A 16,626-nucleotide genomic window follows, 5' to 3' on the forward strand; every position below is an offset into this window, starting at 1 on the left:
ACCGTAACGAGAGAAGCACTTCGTAAGTCAACCTGATCATGGTTATATGTTGTGATTTGCAGGCATACGTGTAGCCGATCATCCGAGGCGGGGTCACACCGCCGGGCCCTGGCGACGGACGGGCAGGATGGACCGGTGCCCACCGAGCTGAGTCAGCGCCTCGTCGAGTTGTTCCGCTGGTCGGACCCCGGTCCAGAGAGCAGCCACCTGGTCAGTGACGTCTCCGGCTGGTGGCGCGACCCGTACGTGCTCGCCGAGATCGGGCCGGCGCTGGTGGCCCCGTTCCGCGCCGCCGCCCCCACCGTCGTGATCTCACCCGCCGTCACGGGCCTGCTCCTCGGTCCGCTCGCCGCGACCGCACTCGGGGTGGGTTTCGTCCCGGCGCAGAAACCCGAAGACGGACGGCAGCCACCCGGACCGACCACCTGGGCGCAGAGCACACCCGACTTCCGGGGCCGCCGGGTCACCCTCGGCGTCCGGGACCGGCACCTCCGGCCGGGCGACCGGGTGCTGGTGGTCGACGACTGGCTCGCCACCGGCGCGCAGGTCCGGGCGCTCTACCAGCTCTGCGCGGCTCGGGGCGCGGAGCCGGTCGGGACCAGCGTGGTGGTCGCCGACTGCCCACCGCAGGTAAGCGCCGAACTGCGCGTCCGCGCCCTACTCCAGGCCGACCGTCTCGAACCCTGACCGGAACGCTGCCCCTGGTGGCCGTACGGCCCGCCCCCCGCACAGCCGGCCCGAAATCCGGCGGCGGCCGGGCAGCAGGTCAGTTAGCCTCGGCGGAATGTGGCCACGGATCGGTGACCTGCGCACCCTCGCTCTCGGCACGCCCGGCCAGATGCGGGACCGGCTGAACTCGCTCGTACTGTCCGGGATGAAGACCGCGACGACTGGACTGCTCAGCGAGTACGCCACGGAGGGCGAGGAGCTGGAGCACGTCGGCGAACGGCTGGCACTGGTCGACGACCACGACGCGCTGATCGGCGTCGTCGAGGTCACCGCCGTCGAGGTGGTCCGCTTCGCGGACGTGACCTGGGACTTCGCCCGATCCGAGGGAGAGGGTCACCAAGACCTCGACGAGTGGCGTACCGGCCACCGCAACTTCTGGGCCACCGAGGGGAGCGCGGTCACCGACGACACGCTCGTCGTCTGTGTCCGCCTGCGGCTCGAGTCGGCCGGGGCGGGCGGCACCACCACGGGCAACCTGGGCACCTGAGCGGTCCCCGACCGAAGCGGCACGGCAGGGCCGAACCGGCACGGCCAGGGACCGGACGGCCTTCCGTCCTTCCGGCCGACCGGCTCAGACGCGGCGCAGCTCGGGCAGGTTCTCCGCGACCTCGGAGAGCACGTTCTCGTCCCCGGCATACCAACTGCTCAGCCGCGGCCAGTGGGTCACCACGTCGGTGAACCCGAGCCGCGCGGCACGCGCGACCGCGTCGGCGAAGAAGTCCGCGCTGGTCAGCGAGAAGACCGGGGCGGCGTCCAGCAACAGGTAGCGGTCGAGGGTGCCCGGATCACGTCCGGCCTCGTCGAGAGTGGCGTCGAGCCGGGTGGCAAGCGTCGCCACCGACTTCCACCAGCCCTCCAGGTCGTCCCCGCCGGTGCCGGTGGTGACCCAGCCCTGGCCGAAGCGGGCCGCCAGCCGCATCGAGCGGGGACCGTTCGCGGCGACCACGAACGGCACCCTCGGCATCTGGACGCAGCCCGGGTTGTTCCGGGCATCCACAGCGGAGAACCACTCACCACGCCAGGTCACGCCGTCCTGCCGGAGCACCAGGTCGAGCAGTTCGGTGAACTCGCCGAACCGGTCCGCACGGCGGCGCGGGGGCAGGGTGTCCCCGCCGAGCACGGTGGCGTCGAAGCCGATGCCCCCCGCACCGATGCCGAGCAGCAGTCGCCCACCGGAGATGTCGTCCAGCGTGGTCACCTGTCGGGCGAAGGCCGCCGGGTGCCGGAAGTTGGGCGAGGCGACCAGGGTGCCGAGCCGGATCCGGGAGGTCACCAATGCGGCGGCGGTCAGCGTGGACATCGAGTCGAACCAGGGACCGTCGACCAGGTCGCGCCAGCCCAGGTGGTCATAGGTCCAGGCGTGGTCGAAACCCCACTCCTCGGCCTGCCGCCAGCGTCGCTGCGCCTCGGACCAACGCTGGTCCGGGAGGATGACGATGCCGATGCGCATGATCACACCCTACGGCCTGGGATTTCCGGCCGATCCGCCGCCCGGCACCTCCGAAAGTACGACGGCCGTCGACCCGCCCGTGGAGGTAACCACCGTCGAGGATCCTGTCGACGAGCGTCGCCCCGTCCCGGGGTCGGCTTCTGGGCCAGACCGCTCGTCGGGCGGTGCTAGGACGTCTCGAAAGGCTCGTCATGCCACCGGAATCCGGCCTCGTCGTCCTCGATGCTCAACAGGAACTCGGCCACCCGGCGGCCGTCCGGGCGACTCATCGTGACCGCAGCCCGTACGGCGTCGTAGGCCCGTTCCATGGCCTCGTCGTCCTCCGCGTCGACGGCGGCGTTCCACGCGGTGAAGAGCGGGCGTAACGGCTCGAACCCCAACAGCTCGTGTTCCACCCGGTCGGCGACCTCGTCGAGTCCTGCCTCCAGTAGGAGCTTCACCACCCGGTCAAGGGTCAGGTCCGCTCCGCCGACGAGTTGGTGAGCCGAGTACAGGTGACCCGTACCCGATGGATGGTCTCCAGGCCTTGCTCAGCTCACCCAACGCTTCAACTGTTTCGTCGTCAACGCCACATGGTCTTGAATGTTGTTCGTCAACTGCGGCCTGACTTCGGTTCACCATGGCCCACCGGTACCCAATAGACCGCATTCAGAACCTAAGCCCTTCGGACATACAGGAAGTACGCTCACATGATTCGCGCCATCATATTCGATAAATTTTTCCTTGCCGCCGAGCTGGCCGACACCACAACGGATAGGGTAAAACTTACTTACCCTTATAGATTGTTATAGCCTGGAGAGTGCCACCCGCGATGCCAATAACATTTGCAGCTAGCCCCACAATGGCCAACGCAGGGTTCTTTGCGTCCACAGCAATAAGCACCGCCAAACTCGCCATACCAATAAGAGAAACGACCACGATAGCCCACGTCGCCCGCTTGACGTGTACAAGTTGGCGCACGCTGGCCAGGACAGCCGGATCGCGAGCGAGCGAAGGGTAATCGAAGTCGCCAGCACTCAGAGCATGGTAGAGCGACAACTCAGGTGCTTTGGGATTCGTTCTCTGCCGCAACTCAAACGTGTGAACCTGACGACCAACTGCTAAGCAGATCAACATCACATGGGCAGCCAGAACCTTTGGCAAGCCAGTAACATCTATCGCCAACTGGCCCAACTTGACACTCTTCGCCTCTCGCGATATGTAGCCGGCCAGATCCTCCAAAGGAACCACCTTCACCGACGATCGGCAATCAAGGAATTCGGCAGTTTCCCTGTATCGCGCCTGGGATTTCTCATCGACATGAGCAGGGCGGCCGAGATAGCGCCCTTCCCCTAGACTCTCGAAGGCTGCGGTAATCGATTCAACGAAGTCCGTACGGGGGCCTTCCACAAGGGCACCTGTAATGAAAATGAAAGTAAAGCTGGCCACCCCGCGCTTATCTCGGAGATACGATACGGCGTTGACGTATGGGCCGACGTGATCGGAGCAGATGAAAACGAGGGCCGCACTCACTGAGACCCCTCCACCCCTAGGCGCACTAGCCGGTTCTTTCCGGTTGCCTTCGCCAGCTTCAGCCCTAGATACGCTTGGCGCAAACCTTTTCCATACCCGCCGGAGAAAGTCACTCCCACCTTCGCCATCTGATCGTGCAGAAGTTGGTTGACGCGAGGAATCTCACCTTCCGGGAGAGTAAGTAGAATACTGTCTCCACCCAGAAGCAAAACATCCACTGAGGAAATTTTAGCAATTTCCTCCGAAAACCGTTCGAGAGCATGGTTGAAGGCGAACGCAAAGTCTTCAAGACCACTTACGTCTTCATTGATCATGCAAACTTCCAGACGGCTCCCTATGTCATCTCCATCAAGGGCCAGGAAGCATCTTTCTGCCATCGATGCATTCTGCCGCAGTTCTCTCAGTTAAGCCATCGTCAAGCTGCCGCAAGCGTGTCAACCGCTAGGCCCGCGGGCCGGTCTGCGTACCGTCTCGGTGCCGGCGGCGATCCTGCCCGCGCTGCGTGACCACCTGGCCGGCTTCGTCGACGACAACCCTGAGGCGCTGGTCTTCACCACGCCGAGCGGTAAGCCCATCTGGCGCGGCAACCTGAACAAGGTCATCGGCTGGCCGGCGGCGGTCAACAAGCTCGGCGTACCGGGGCTGCACTTCCACGACCTGCGGCACAGCGGGAACACCTTCGCCGCACGCACCGGGGCGAGCACCCGCGAACTGATGGCCCGGATGGGGCACGACTCCTCCGAGGCAGCGCTGATCTACCAGCACGCGACGGCCGAGGCGGACCGGGCCATCGCCCAGGCGGTGAGCGACGCGGTGAAGGCCGAGCGGAAGAAGGCCAGGAAGGCGGCCGGCGGGAAGGTCGAAGAAGCCGGGCAAGCGGAAGCCCGGCGACCCGGCCGACGGGATGGCCGGCGGAGTGGCCCGGCGCGGCTAGTGGCCCGTGGATGGCCCGACGCATGATCACGGGCACCGGAAACATCGAAGGCCCTGGTGGGGACTTGCGTCCTGACCAGGGCCTTCGTGGTGGAGCGGGTGACGGGAATCGAACCCGCACTGTCAGCTTGGGAAGCTGATGTTCTGCCATTGAACTACACCCGCAGGCGGCACCACTGTACCTGAGCGGCTCGCCGTCCGCACCAAGGTACCCCTTTGCGGCGACCCGCGTCGCCGGGGAGACCCGGGCTCCGCCCCTCGACCGGCCAGGACGTGCGACCTCGGCGACAGCACCCGAGCTTCACCGACCCGGACGTGGCCAGACGTTACAACGCAGCAACACATGCCCATTCTCAAATGTGTCGATCGGCTGTAACCTCTGCCCAAGATTCTCAGCCTCGGTGTGACACGCCTCTGGTCACGCCGGCAGAAAGAGGTGGACACATGGGCCTTCGTCCTAACCTGTTGACCCGGCGTGTGGCCGGCGTCGCCACCACGACCCTCGCCCTGCTGCTCAGCACGGCGGCAATCGGTGTCGCTCCTGCGGCGGCCCATGCGGACCACGCGGACGAGGCCTGCGTCGAGCCGGCCGACACCCATGCCCACTCGAAGATCAAGCTCGGTGGCATCGCCAAGCACGAGCCGAACGAGCTGAGCCCGCAGCAGGTCCGTGAGCGCGAGGCGGACCTTGCCGCCGTGCTGGCCGCCCGGGCCAAGCGGACCGACCTGAAGCAGGGTCCGGTGGCGAACGCCTCGATCACGATCCCGGTCGTGGTGCACGTGATCCAGCGGGACAGCACCCGGGCTGGGGGCAATATCCCGGACTCGATGGTCAATTCGCAGATCAGCGTGCTGAACCAGTCCTTCAGCGGTGCGACCGGCGGCACGGCCACCGCGTTCGCCTTCCAGCTGCAGAAGATCAACCGGGTCACCAACCCGGCGTGGTACCCGATCGTGCAGGGCTCTTCGGCCGAGCGCTCGATGAAGACCTCGCTGCGTGAGGGCGGCAAGGGCACCCTCAACATCTACCTCGGCGAGCTGAGCGACGACCTGCTCGGCTGGGCGACCTTCCCGACCCGCCGGCTCAGCAGCATGGACGGCGTCGTCGTGCTGAGCGAGTCGCTGCCGGGCGGCACCGCCACCAACTACAACCAGGGCGACACCGGCACCCACGAGGTCGGCCACTGGCTGAACCTGTACCACACCTTCCAGGGCGGCTGCTCCGGCTCCGGCGACAGCGTCTCGGACACCCCGGCGGAGGCGTCGCCGGCGTTCGAGTGCCCGACCGGCCGGGACACCTGCACCACCGCCGGTGTGGACCCGATCACCAACTTCATGGACTACACCTACGACTCGTGCATGTACCAGTTCACCGCGGGCCAGGCCAGCCGCATGCTGACCGCATGGAACGCCTACCGCGCTGCCTGACGCTCCTGACGTACCGTCCGGTGCCGGCTCCGTCCCACGGAGCCGGCACCGGCGTTTCCGGGCTCAGGCCGCGGCCCGGTGCGCGGCCCGCCGCCGCCCGACCCGTGGTCCTGGTGCGGACGGCTGACCGACCGGCGAGTCACGTGCCCGAGGGTCCAGCCAGACCTGGACCGCCGGACCGCCCTGCCCCGCACCGGGAGCCTCCGGCCCGACGTGATCGCGTCGGGCGAGCATCGCCACGTCGACGGTGAACTCGAACAACCGCCAGTCCGCCCGCGGCTCGGCCCGGAAGCACTCCGCCAGCCGGGCCACCCGGGCCTGGTCGGTGACCGGCCGGGCGTGCCCGGCCACGTACGCCTCGTCGTCGCTCTCCTCCGGAGGGAACGAGTGCAGCGCGTACCGCCCGTCGCGCTCCAGATCGCGGCGCTTCGGGGAGTCGATGACGAAGCAGAAGAGCCCCTCGTCGGTGATGACCGGGGAGACCGGGTGGACCCGGGGGCCACCGTCGGCCCGGACCGTGGCCAGGTAGCCGAAACCGGGGCCGTACTGCTGCAGGAGAAGGCGGATCGCGTCGGCGAGGCGGGGCTCGTCGGTGGCGAACTCGGACCAGGAAGCCATACCGACATTCTATCGAACACACGTACGAGAGAGCAGCCCGACGCGCTGGTCACCCACCGGATCGGGGCGACTGCGGCACTAGATATGGTGGTGCGATGCTGCTCTCCGACCGGGACCTCGTCAGCGAGATCAAGGCTGGCACGCTGGCGCTGGAACCGTTCGACGCGAGTCTGGTGCAGCCCTCCAGCATCGACGTACGCCTGGACCGGCTCTTCCGGGTCTTCAACAACCACCTCTACACGCACATCGACCCGGCGATGCAGCAGGACGATCTCACATCCCTGGTGGAGGTGCCCGAAGGCGAACCCTTCGTGCTGCACCCCGGCGAGTTCGTGCTCGCCTCCACCCTCGAAGTCATCTCGCTGGGCGACCAGCTCGCCGGCCGGCTGGAGGGCAAGTCGAGTCTGGGCCGGCTCGGCCTGCTCACCCACTCGACCGCCGGTTTCATCGACCCGGGTTTCTCCGGCCACGTGACGCTCGAACTCTCCAACGTGGCCAACCTGCCGATCACGCTCTGGCCCGGTATGAAGATCGGACAGCTCTGCATCTTCCGACTCTCCTCCCCGGCCGAGCACCCGTACGGCTCCGCCGTCTACGGCTCCCGCTACCAGGGGCAGCGCGGTCCCACCCCGAGTCGGGCCTGGCGGAACTGGCGCACCTGGCCCACTCGCTGACTCCACCCGCCTTCCCGCCACCCGTCGTTCTGCCGGTGGGGCGCGCGTCGCTTCGCCGGGTGCCTGCAGGGGTCCCCTGCTACGCAGAAAGCGGTAACAGGGGACCCCTGCTACCACCTCAGCCGGGGCGGCCGTAACTGTGCACCGGGCCGTCGTCGACCCGCTTCATCTTCACCGGCGCGCCGGCCCGCGAGGCGTGCACCAGCCAGCCGTTGCCGACGTACATGCCGACGTGGTGCAGGTCGGAGTAGTAGAAGACGAGGTCACCGGGACGTAGTTCGCTCCGGCCCACCCGGGCGGTCACCCGTCGCTGCTGGGCCGCGTTGTGTGGCAGGGCGACCCCGGCCCGGGCCCAGGCGGCGAGCGTGAGCCCGGAGCAGTCGTACGCGTTCGGCCCCTCGGCACCCCAGACGTAGGGCTTGCCGATCTGCGCACACGCGAACGTGACAGCCTTTCCGGCGGCGCCACCCGGGTAGGCGGCCGGGCAGGGGGCGGGACGCAGGCTGGTGCCAGCGCCGCTGCCGTACGCCTCCAGGCGCATCTTCTGGAGGCGGGCGATGTCGGCGTCGATCTGCCGTCGCTTCGCGTCCAACTGGCGTTCGGCCTGGCTGAGCTGCGTGACCAGCCGGTCCAGCGGAGCCTTGCGGGCGCTGAGCTGGTCCCGCAGTTCGACCACGTGGCGGATGTCGGCCTGCTGCCGACGGGCGAACTGGTCGAGCAGTTCGAGTTGGTGGACGACGGTGGCCGGTGTCGGGTTCGCCAGCATGGCGTTGAGGGCGGAGGCGTTCTCCCCCTTGTACGCCCGTACCGCGAGCCCGCCGACCTTGCTCATGGCCTGGTCGACCTGACGGCTCAGCGGCCCGATCCGGGCGGCGAGCGCACCCGCCTCCCGTCGTTTGACGGTGAGCGCCTGGCGGGTGGCGTTGTGCTGTTCGATGACCGGTTCGAGGGCGTTCCACTCCCGGTCGATCTGGCGTTCGATCTCGGCGACCGAGGGTTCGGCGTGGGCCACGCCGGCGCCGCCCGTCACGAGGACGGTGGCTCCGACGAGGACGGTGACGACGGTGGTGAAGCGGGACCAGCATGGACGCGGCGCAGCCGTCGTCCGGGCAGCCGGGGCCGTCCGGACGGACGATCGCCGCGGGGCATGGTGTGCCACCGGGCTCCTGACTCCTTCTTCCGTTGACCGCCTACCGGGTTAGCTGACGGGTTCGGGCGGGAAGGGAGCGCCCTACCTTGGGTACGGATTCACCCCGATGGTGCTGGTGGTTCCCCGGCTCGCTCGTGCTGTGGCGACGTTTCTCGTTGTGGCGACGTGCCGGTCGGCCGGCTCCTTCTCCAGCAGACGGCCGCCGTCGTGCGACTCGGCGGTGTCGAGCCGTTGCCGCCTCGGACTGGCGGACCTGTCACCGGCTCGGCAAGTGCCGAGGTTAGAGACGACCGTCGTCGATCCGCAACACGGTTCGCGGGAGTGCTATCTGCTAATTTCCGACAGTAACCACTGTGGGCGTCGGTCGTTCGCCCGATGCGAAGGGGTCCCCGGCCGTCGGCCGGGGACCCCTTCGGGAGACTCGGTCAGTAGGGGCGGCGGAAGCCTGCGACCGGCATGTGGTTGATGCTGGCCACCTGCACCGGCTTGCCGGCTCGCGGGGCGTGCACCATGATGCCGTTGCCCAGGTAGAGCCCGACGTGGTGCAGGTCGCTGAAGAAGAAGACCAGGTCACCGGGGCGTGCCTCGGCGCGGCTGATCACCTTCGTCTCGCGCCACTGCGCACCGGTGAAGTGGGTCAGGTGGATGCCTGCGGCCTTGTAGGCGTACTGGGTCAGCCCGGAGCAGTCGAAGGAGTTCGGCCCGGTGGCGCCCCAGACGTACGGGTCACCGACCTGGGCGCAGGCCGTCCTGATGGCGGTGTTGGCGGCGCTGCTGATCACGCCCTTGATGAGCGGGCAGCCGGGGGCGCTGACTGCGGTCTTCGGCATGGACGCCCGCAGCCGCTTGATCTCCGCATCGATCTTGGTCTTCTTCGCCGCCAGGTCCTTCTCCTGCTGGGTCTGGCTGGTGATGATGGTGTCCAGCTTCTGCTTCTCGACCTCGTACTTGGTCCGGATCTCCACCACGCCCTGGAGTTCCTTGCGCTGGTGGGCGGCGAGTCGGTCGAGCATGCCCATCTGCTCGGCCAGGGTGCCCGGCTTGGCGCTGACCAGCAGCGCGCCGATCTCCTGGGACGGGCCGGTCATGTAGTGCCGGGAGGCCAGGGCCCCGATCCGGTTCATCGCCATGTCGCTCTGCAACGCGAGCGGCTCGATCTTCTTCTCGAGGTCGGCCGACTTCTTCTGGTTGACCTTGAGCTGGCTGCGGACCTCGTTGTACTTCTCGATCGTGGGCTCCAACTGCTCCCACTGCTTGTCGATCTGCGCCTCGATTTCCTCGGGGGTGGGCGCGGCGTACGCGGGGGCAGCGAGCAGGCCGGCACCGACCACGGCGGCGGCGGACAGGGTGACGAGGGTGCGAACGAACCGGCGCAACCCACCCGGACGAGTGGGGAGCCGATCCGGTGCGTGACGCTGAGGGGGCAGGGTTGCCACCGGCACCGAACTCCTTTGGCGACCAGACCACCGGGCGCCCCGCGAGGGAGAGGATGGCGGGGCAGACGATCCACAGCGGCCGGTGCCCCACATTAGGGAAGCAACGGGCCGATATCAAGGCGAGGGGGCCTCGTATGACGCTCCGGACATCATGCGGACACCCACCGTGCAGGCGCCGCCAACGATGGCGGTCAGGACATCGTCGAGGGCCAGGGTGATGTTCTTCGGCACCATCTCGCCGACCACGCCGTGCAGGAACACCACGGCCTCGCCGCAGGCCCTGGGGTCACCACGACGTAGCTGTGGAGCTGCCCCGTCTGTGCTAGCCGCGGTCACGGGTAGCGCAGACGGGGCAGCTCCACAGCGTCGGTAGGGGTGGGTCTCCCGGCGCGGGCCCAGGCCGGCCCGACGGGCGCGAGTCCGAGCGGCTCGGCTCAGCCCGTGACCGGCTCGACCTGCTGGCCGTCGCGGTCCTGCGCCGGCTTCACCGAGCGGAGCAGCACGCTGGCGACGTCGACGACCTCGACCTGCTCGCCGGCGCCCTTGCCGTTGACCCCGTCGTTGAGCATCGTCGAGCAGAACGGGCAGCCGACCGCGATGGTCTTCGCGCCGGTGGCCATGGCCTCCTCGACGCGGTCCACGTTGATCCGCTTGCCGATCCGCTCCTCCATCCACATCCGGGCGCCACCGGCACCACAGCAGAAGGAGCGCTCGCTGTTGCGGGGCATCTCGGTGACGGGCTCCTGCACGGAGGAGCCGAGCACCTCGCGCGGCGGGGCGAAGACCCGGTTGTGCCGGCCCAAGTAGCAGGGGTCGTGGTAGGTGACCCCGCCGTCGACGGGCTGGACCGGGGTGAGCTTCCCGGTGGCGACCAGGTGGGCCAGGAGCTGCGTGTGGTGCACCACCTCGAACTCGCCGCCGAGCTGGCCGTACTCGTTGCCCAGAGTGTTGAAGCAGTGCGGGCAGGTCGCGACGATCTTCCGCTTGGCCTTCTCCCGGCCTTCGAACGCCTCGTTCAGGGTCTCCACGTTCTGCTGGGCGAGCATCTGGAAGACGAACTCGTTGCCGATCCGTCGGGCCGGGTCACCGGTGCAGGTCTCCCCCTCGCCGAGGATGGCGAAGCTCACGCCGGCCTCGTGCAGCAGCGTGGCGACGGCCCGGGTGGTCTTCTTGGCCCGGTCCTCGAACGCGCCGGCGCAGCCCACCCAGAAGAGGTACTCGAAGTCCTCCACCTCGCCGACCCGGGGCACCTGGAAGTCGAGGCCCTTGGTCCAGTCCTCCCGGGTGTTCTGCGGTGCGCCCCACGGGTTGCCCTTGTTCTCCAGGTTGCGCAGCATCACGCCGGCCTCGGAGGGGAAGCTCGACTCGATCAGCACCTGGTAGCGCCGCATGTCGACGATGTGGTCGACGTGTTCGATGTCGACCGGGCACTGCTCGACGCAGGCGCCGCAGGTGGTGCAGGACCAGAGCACGTCCGGGTCGATGACCCCACCTTCCTCGGCCCCACCGATCAGCGGCTTCTCCGCCTCGGCGAGCGCGAGCACGTCCACGTGGGCGAGTTGGGCCGCAGTGGCCTTCTCCTCGCCGGTGAGGTCCTTGCCGCCCCCGGCCAGCAGGTACGGCGCCTTGGCGTACGCGTGGTCGCGCAGGCTGAGCACGAGCAGCTTCGGGGAGAGGGGCTTGCCGGTGTTCCAGGCCGGGCACTGCGACTGGCAGCGACCGCACTCGGTGCAGGTGCTGAAGTCCAGCAGGCCCTTCCAGGTGAACTGCTCGACCTGGGCCACCCCGAACTGGTCGGACTCCGGGTCGGCCTCCTCGAAGTCCAGCGGCTTGCCGTTGCTCGTCATGGGCCGGAGCGCGCCGAGGCCGGAGCCGGCCCGGCCCGGGTCACGCTTGAAGAAGATGTTGAAGAAGGCCAGGAAGCGGTGCCAGGCCACGCCCATGGTCACGTTCAGCGCGATGACGATGAGCCAGGTCATCGAAATCATGATCTTGATGAGGGCGGCGACGCTGACCCCGGCCTCCCAGTCCGGCAGCACCGCGCCGACCGCGTGGCTGACCGGCGTAGCCCAGGTCGGGTACTCGAAGTGGTCGGTGGCGACCTTGAAGCCCCGGATCAGGAAGCCCATGATCAGAACGGCGAGGACCACCGCCTCGACGAAGTAGCCCTGCCACATGGTCGAGCCGGTGAACCGGGAGCGTCCGCCCGTCCGGCCGGGCCGGTTGCGGATCCGGATGGCGATCAGCACCACGATGCCGACCACACCGAGGATGCCGATCAGCTCGGTGACCAGACCGTAGGCCGCCCAACCCCCGATCAGCGGCAGGCCACCGGTGGGTGAGACCACCTCGAAGTACGCCTCGAGGACCAGCAGCGAGAGCACCACGAAGGCGACCATGACGAACCAGTGGGCCGCACCCACCACGCTCCAGCGCAGCATGCGGGTGTGTCCGGCCGTCTCGGCCAGCATCGTCCTGGTCCGGGTCAGCGTGTCGCCGAACCGCGCCGGATCCGGCTGTCCGAGCCGGACGACTGCGACGATCCGCAGCACCGCCTGCACGGCCAGCCACACCGCCAGTGTGGTGATGGCGGCGGCGAGGATCGTCGTGACGAGCTGGACGCTGCCCATAGCGTTGGCCTCCCCGGTCTACTGCCTGGCGAGCGGTTCGGCGACCGGCGTCGGGGGGCCGCGTCGCCGGCTGACCACCGCGAGCCCTGACCTTGACCGGCCGATGACGTCGCTCCGCTCCGTCATGCAGTGCAGCCTACGCGCAAGGTTACCCAGTAGTAACGTGAGGAACCTCGCATCGGGCCACGCCGCCCTGCGCACACCTTAGAAGGATGGGCCGACCTGCGCCGATCAGGGGTTCCGCCGGGTGACGCCCAGGCACGACACGCCCGCCGGCCGGGTCACCGCGGCGACTGCCGAGCCGGCGCATGCCGGAGTCCGGCCACGCCTGCACGGCGTGGCCGGACCGGGACGACAGCTGCCGGCGCTCAGCGCCAGCGGGAGAGCACGACCAGCGAGGCGACCATGGCACCGAAGCCGACGGCGAGGTTCCAGTAGCCCCACGCGGCGACCGGGTAGGCCTGCTCGGAGAGGTAGTAGACCACCAGCCAGCCGATCCCGAAGACGATCAGCGACACGGCCAGGACCGGCAGCCAGACCGGGCTGGGCTTACGCGTCGACGCCGTCGCCGTCGGACGCACGTCCGTGGGCGGGGTGTACACCTTCTTCTTGCGGACCTGTGACTTGGGCACGACGCTCTCCAAGAGGGGATACGACCTCGTCCGGCCTGACAACCGGGCGCGAGGGCGACGGTCCATGGCCAATAATGTTCCGACAGCTAGCGTAGTCCGAGAGACCCGTTCAGGCCATGAACGGGGTCAATCGAATGCGGGTAGTGACCGAAAAGAGCGGAACTGATCGGGTGCCGAGCCCGTTCTGACGGGTGACACCAGGGAAAGGAGCGCTCGGTGGAGTACACATCCGGCGCGGCGTCCTGGCAGAAGGTGCTCCGGCGGGCAGTAGCCGGACTGCTGCCCCGACGACCGCGTCAGCGACGCCCGGGGTGGTCGCTCGGCGTGCCACTTATCGCCGCCGCGGCCGGGCTGCTCTTCACCACGACCGCCACCACCGCCGGGGGCACCGCCCTCCGCGAGGACCGCCGGCCGCAGCTCACCCAGCTCATCGACGACACCCGGCAGCGGGTGGCGGAGCGTGAGGCGGAGGCGGCGAGGCTCCGGGCGGACGTGGAGCAGCAGACCGAGGCGCTCGCCGACACGGACCAGCCGATCGCCGCAGAACGTGGCCGGGCGGCAGCCAGCCGGCAGTCCGCCGGGTTCACCGCGCTCACCGGCTCGGGGGTCACCGTCGAGCTCGACGACGCCCGGCGGCTCGAGAGCCTGCCCGAAGGGGCCAGCAACGACGACCTGGTCGTTCACCAGGGCGACGTCCAAGCGGTCGTGAACGCGCTCTGGGCAGGGGGAGCGGAGGCCATGTCAATCATGAATGTCCGCGTCCTGAGCACCAGCGCGGTACGCTGCGTGGGTAACACCCTGCTGCTGCACGGCCGGGTGTACTCCCCTCCGTTCAAGATCGTAGCGATCGGCGACCCCGCTGCCCTCCAGCGGGCCCTCGCCGCCTCCGAGGGAGTCCGGTTGTTCAAGGACGCGGTCGACCACTACCAGCTCGGCTACCGCGAGACCGTCTCCACGGTCGGCGTGCCGGCGTTCGAGGGGTCGACAGCGCTCCGCTCGGCGAAGGTCCCTCGGTGACCGGGACGCCCGACGACCGCCGAGGGAACGGTCCGGGGTGGCACCACGCCGGCCCCCCGGAGGAACCCACCGCCGTCATCCCCCGGGTGGACCGCTCGGGCGAGCCGCGACAGTCCGCCGCCCGGCGCTGGCCGGACCCGGTTCCGCCACGTCCCAGCCCGCCACCTCCGGCCGGCGCTCCGCCGACCGGCCCGCCCCGGTCCGCACCCGCGCCGGTGCCCCCGCCGTGGGCACCGCCGACCCGCCCCGCCGGACCGGTCGCCGACCAGGTGGCAGGTCGCGAGACCGAGAGGCCGACGGTGGTCGTCGCGGCACTCGGCCCGCGTGGTGAGGAGCCCACCGCGCAGATCCCGGCCGTACCGGCGACGACACGGCACGACGCCGAGCGGGGTCCCACCCGGCAGATCGACGACCGGAACCCGGTGCGGCGACCCGACCGGGGACCGGGGGCCGCTGGGCCGCGGGCCGCCCGGCCGAACGCGCCCACTCCGGCCCTCGACACGACGGCCCTGATGGGTGCCGTCCCCCGCCTTCCGGCCCGTGACGACGAACCGACCGCCGCCGGGCCCGCCGCTGGTCCACCACGCCAACCCCGCCGGGGCGAGCGGGTGGTGCAGCTACGCCCGGAACAGACCGACGAGGGCTACCGCAGCGTCTACTCGGAGCTGACCCGTCCCACCGTCTGGTCCCGGCTGCGGACCGGCGTCCGGGTCAGCGGTGAGCTCCTCATCACCTTCGGCCTGGTGGTGCTCCTCTTCGCCGGGTACGAGGTGTGGGGCAAGTCCGCCATCGTCGGCGCCCACCAGAGCGACCTCAGCCAGCAACTGGAACAGTCGTGGGGCCCGCAGGGCGACCCGACCGTCGCGCCGTCGGCGACCCCGGCTCCCCGCACCACGCCGTCCCCGCCGGTGAACGGCAAGCCGATCGCCGGGCTCTACATCCCCAGCCTCGACAAGAACTGGGTCGTGGTCGAGGGCGTCACCCAGAAGGACATCCGGTACGCCCCGGGCCACTACCCGAAGAGCGCCATGCCCGGTGAGCTGGGCAACTTCTCCGTCGCCGGGCACCGCAACCGCGCCACCTTCTGGCGGCTCGACGAGCTGGACGACGGTGACGCGATCGTGGTCGAGACCAAGGAGAGGTGGTACGTCTACCGCGTCTCCCAGTCGCGGATCGTCAAGCCCTCGCAGGTCGAGGTGGTCGCACCGGTTCCCGGCCGTCCCGGGGCCAAGCCGACCGAGCGGATGCTGACCCTCACCACGTGCAACCCGAAGTTCGACAACTACGAGCGGCTGATCATCCACGCGAAGATGGAACGCTCACAGGACAAGTCGGCGGGCCGCCCGGCCGAGCTGGGGGGCTGAGGCCGTGTACGGGTGGATCTGGCGGAAGCTGCCGTTCGGGCTCGCCGGCAAGCTGATCGGCTCGGTGCTGCTCGCCTCGGCGACGGTCGCGCTGCTCTGGTACGTCGTCTTCCCCTGGGCCGAGCCGCTGCTCCCCTTCGACGACGTGCAGGTCACCCAGGATGCCGAGGTGCCCGGTGGCCCGGCCGGCGGGGACTCCGGGGTGACCGGCGACGAGCCGCCCGGCGACGACGACCACGACCTGCCGTACGACACGGAGCAGAACAACACCCCGCCCCCCTCTCCGGACAGGTGAGTCGATGCGTGTACTGGTGATCGACAACTACGACTCGTTCGTCTTCAACCTCGTGCAGTACCTCGGCCAGCTCGGCGTGGACTGCGAGGTCCGCCGCAACGACGAGATCGACGTCGACGAGGTGGGCCGGGTCGGCGCCGCCGGGATCCTGCTCTCTCCCGGTCCGGGCAGCCCGGACCGGGCCGGTATCTGCCTCGACGTCGTCCACCGGTACGCCGGCGAGCTGCCGATCTTCGGCGTCTGCCTCGGCCACCAGGCGATCGGGGAGGCGTTCGGGGCCACCGTGGCACGTGCCCCGGAGCTGCTGCACGGCAAGACCTCGCTGGTGCGGCACTCCTCGACCGGGGTCCTGGCCGGGCTGCCCGACCCGTTCACCGCGACCCGTTACCACTCGCTGGCGGTGCTGCCCGAGACCCTGCCCGACGAACTGGAGGTGACCGGCTGGACCGGCTCCGGGGTCGTGATGGCGATGCGTCACCGCACCCTGCCGGTCGAGGGGGTCCAGTTCCACCCGGAGTCCGTGCTCACCGAGGGCGGCCACCTGATGCTGGCCAACTGGCTCGCCACCTGCGGCTTCGCGGCGGCCCGGGAGCGGGCCCCCGAGCTGGCCGCCGAGGTCGACGCCCGCCGCCTGGCCGCCTTCGCCACCGCCTGACGGGCACCCCGCCGCCGGTCGGCTGCGCGAAGCGGCGTGATGGGCCGCGATCGTGGTGGAGCGACCGCCTCCCGGCATCCGTCGACACCAGCTTCGGCGGGAG

At 69.2% G+C, this 16,626-nt stretch carries 18 protein-coding genes, 1 tRNA gene, 1 pseudogene and 1 riboswitch; of the genes and pseudogenes, 9 read left to right on the forward strand and 11 right to left on the reverse strand.

Features of this window, described 5'->3' with window-relative positions; all coding sequences use genetic code 11:
• Window positions 1–135 precede the first annotated feature (135 nt).
• Complete coding sequence (locus GA0070618_RS09420; protein ID WP_088981305.1) at window positions 136–687, forward strand: phosphoribosyltransferase family protein; 552 nt, start codon at window positions 136–138, stop codon at window positions 685–687.
• Between the two features lie 97 nt (window positions 688–784).
• Window positions 785–1,216: an ASCH domain-containing protein gene (locus GA0070618_RS09425; protein WP_088981306.1), complete on the forward strand. Its 432-nt coding sequence runs from the start codon at window positions 785–787 to the stop codon at window positions 1,214–1,216.
• 84 nt (window positions 1,217–1,300) lie between these two features.
• Here GA0070618_RS09425 and GA0070618_RS09430 read toward each other — a convergent pair whose 3' ends face one another.
• From GA0070618_RS09430 to GA0070618_RS33385, 4 genes and pseudogenes are all read right to left on the reverse strand, one after another.
• Window positions 1,301–2,185, reverse strand: coding sequence for an LLM class flavin-dependent oxidoreductase (locus GA0070618_RS09430; protein ID WP_231931672.1), 885 nt, complete (start codon window positions 2,183–2,185; stop codon window positions 1,301–1,303).
• A gap of 361 nt (window positions 2,186–2,546) precedes the next feature.
• Window positions 2,547–2,800, reverse strand: a pseudogene (locus tag GA0070618_RS09435) (hypothetical protein); the annotation flags it as partial.
• A 144-nt stretch (window positions 2,801–2,944) separates the two neighbouring features.
• Entirely contained in the window at window positions 2,945–3,691 is a 747-nt protein-coding gene (locus tag GA0070618_RS33380; protein WP_143740324.1) for a hypothetical protein, read from the reverse strand.
• Complete coding sequence (locus GA0070618_RS33385; protein ID WP_143740323.1) at window positions 3,688–4,068, reverse strand: mCpol domain-containing protein; 381 nt, start codon at window positions 4,066–4,068, stop codon at window positions 3,688–3,690. The genes GA0070618_RS33380 and GA0070618_RS33385 overlap by 4 nt, the downstream gene beginning before the upstream one ends.
• Window positions 4,069–4,165: 97 nt before the next feature.
• Between GA0070618_RS33385 and GA0070618_RS09440 the strand changes: the two genes are divergently transcribed.
• Window positions 4,166–4,651 (forward strand): site-specific integrase, encoded by a 486-nt coding sequence (locus GA0070618_RS09440; protein ID WP_231931674.1) that lies wholly within the window; start codon window positions 4,166–4,168, stop codon window positions 4,649–4,651.
• Between the two features lie 64 nt (window positions 4,652–4,715).
• On the opposite strand, the gene GA0070618_RS09445 is transcribed toward GA0070618_RS09440, so the two are convergent.
• Window positions 4,716–4,789 (reverse strand) — tRNA-Gly (locus GA0070618_RS09445).
• A gap of 279 nt (window positions 4,790–5,068) precedes the next feature.
• Between GA0070618_RS09445 and GA0070618_RS09450 the strand changes: the two genes are divergently transcribed.
• Entirely contained in the window at window positions 5,069–6,052 is a 984-nt protein-coding gene (locus tag GA0070618_RS09450; RefSeq protein WP_088981308.1) for a zinc metalloprotease, read from the forward strand.
• Window positions 6,053–6,115: 63 nt separating this feature from the next.
• On the opposite strand, the gene GA0070618_RS09455 is transcribed toward GA0070618_RS09450, so the two are convergent.
• Complete coding sequence (locus GA0070618_RS09455; RefSeq protein WP_088981309.1) at window positions 6,116–6,670, reverse strand: pyridoxamine 5'-phosphate oxidase family protein; 555 nt, start codon at window positions 6,668–6,670, stop codon at window positions 6,116–6,118.
• A 95-nt stretch (window positions 6,671–6,765) separates the two neighbouring features.
• Here GA0070618_RS09455 and dcd point away from each other — a divergent pair, with 95 nt between their 5' ends.
• Window positions 6,766–7,344 (forward strand): dCTP deaminase, encoded by a 579-nt coding sequence (dcd, locus tag GA0070618_RS09460; RefSeq protein ID WP_088981310.1) that lies wholly within the window; start codon window positions 6,766–6,768, stop codon window positions 7,342–7,344.
• A 118-nt stretch (window positions 7,345–7,462) separates the two neighbouring features.
• Here the strand turns inward: dcd and GA0070618_RS09465 are convergent, their stop codons facing one another.
• The 5 genes from GA0070618_RS09465 to GA0070618_RS09480 form a co-directional block, all read right to left on the reverse strand.
• Window positions 7,463–8,374: a C40 family peptidase gene (locus tag GA0070618_RS09465; RefSeq protein ID WP_231931675.1), complete on the reverse strand. Its 912-nt coding sequence runs from the start codon at window positions 8,372–8,374 to the stop codon at window positions 7,463–7,465.
• Window positions 8,375–8,516: 142 nt separating this feature from the next.
• A riboswitch (cyclic di-AMP (ydaO/yuaA leader) is annotated at window positions 8,517–8,649 on the reverse strand.
• A gap of 270 nt (window positions 8,650–8,919) precedes the next feature.
• Window positions 8,920–9,936 carry a C40 family peptidase gene (locus GA0070618_RS09470; RefSeq protein WP_231931676.1) on the reverse strand — a complete coding sequence of 339 codons (1,017 nt, stop codon included), beginning with the start codon at window positions 9,934–9,936 and terminating at the stop codon, window positions 8,920–8,922.
• Window positions 9,937–10,044: 108 nt separating this feature from the next.
• Window positions 10,045–10,194, reverse strand: coding sequence for a hypothetical protein (locus GA0070618_RS33390; protein WP_157748925.1), 150 nt, complete (start codon window positions 10,192–10,194; stop codon window positions 10,045–10,047).
• A gap of 170 nt (window positions 10,195–10,364) precedes the next feature.
• Complete coding sequence (locus tag GA0070618_RS09475; protein ID WP_088981313.1) at window positions 10,365–12,560, reverse strand: (Fe-S)-binding protein; 2,196 nt, start codon at window positions 12,558–12,560, stop codon at window positions 10,365–10,367.
• 368 nt (window positions 12,561–12,928) lie between these two features.
• On the reverse strand, window positions 12,929–13,192 hold the full coding sequence (locus GA0070618_RS09480) for a cell division protein CrgA (RefSeq protein ID WP_088985406.1): 264 nt from the start codon (window positions 13,190–13,192) through the stop codon (window positions 12,929–12,931).
• 216 nt (window positions 13,193–13,408) lie between these two features.
• On the opposite strand from GA0070618_RS09480, the gene GA0070618_RS09485 reads away from it, so the two are divergent.
• The 4 genes from GA0070618_RS09485 to GA0070618_RS09500 all read left to right on the forward strand — a co-directional run bounded on the left by GA0070618_RS09485 (window position 13,409) and on the right by GA0070618_RS09500 (window position 16,523).
• Window positions 13,409–14,209 (forward strand): DUF881 domain-containing protein, encoded by an 801-nt coding sequence (locus tag GA0070618_RS09485; RefSeq protein WP_088981314.1) that lies wholly within the window; start codon window positions 13,409–13,411, stop codon window positions 14,207–14,209.
• A 299-nt stretch (window positions 14,210–14,508) separates the two neighbouring features.
• The gene (locus tag GA0070618_RS09490; RefSeq protein WP_414467569.1) at window positions 14,509–15,573 is read left to right on the forward strand and encodes a class E sortase; all 1,065 of its coding nucleotides are present in this window, start codon (window positions 14,509–14,511) and stop codon (window positions 15,571–15,573) included.
• Between the two features lie 4 nt (window positions 15,574–15,577).
• A complete protein-coding gene (locus GA0070618_RS09495) occupies window positions 15,578–15,868 on the forward strand; it encodes a hypothetical protein (RefSeq protein ID WP_088981315.1) in 291 nt (96 codons plus the stop codon).
• A gap of 4 nt (window positions 15,869–15,872) precedes the next feature.
• Complete coding sequence (locus tag GA0070618_RS09500) at window positions 15,873–16,523, forward strand: aminodeoxychorismate/anthranilate synthase component II (RefSeq protein ID WP_088981316.1); 651 nt, start codon at window positions 15,873–15,875, stop codon at window positions 16,521–16,523.
• The last annotated feature ends 103 nt before the right edge of the window (window positions 16,524–16,626 follow it).

This window comes from Micromonospora echinospora, from assembly GCF_900091495.1.
GTDB lineage: Bacteria > Actinomycetota > Actinomycetes > Mycobacteriales > Micromonosporaceae > Micromonospora > Micromonospora echinospora.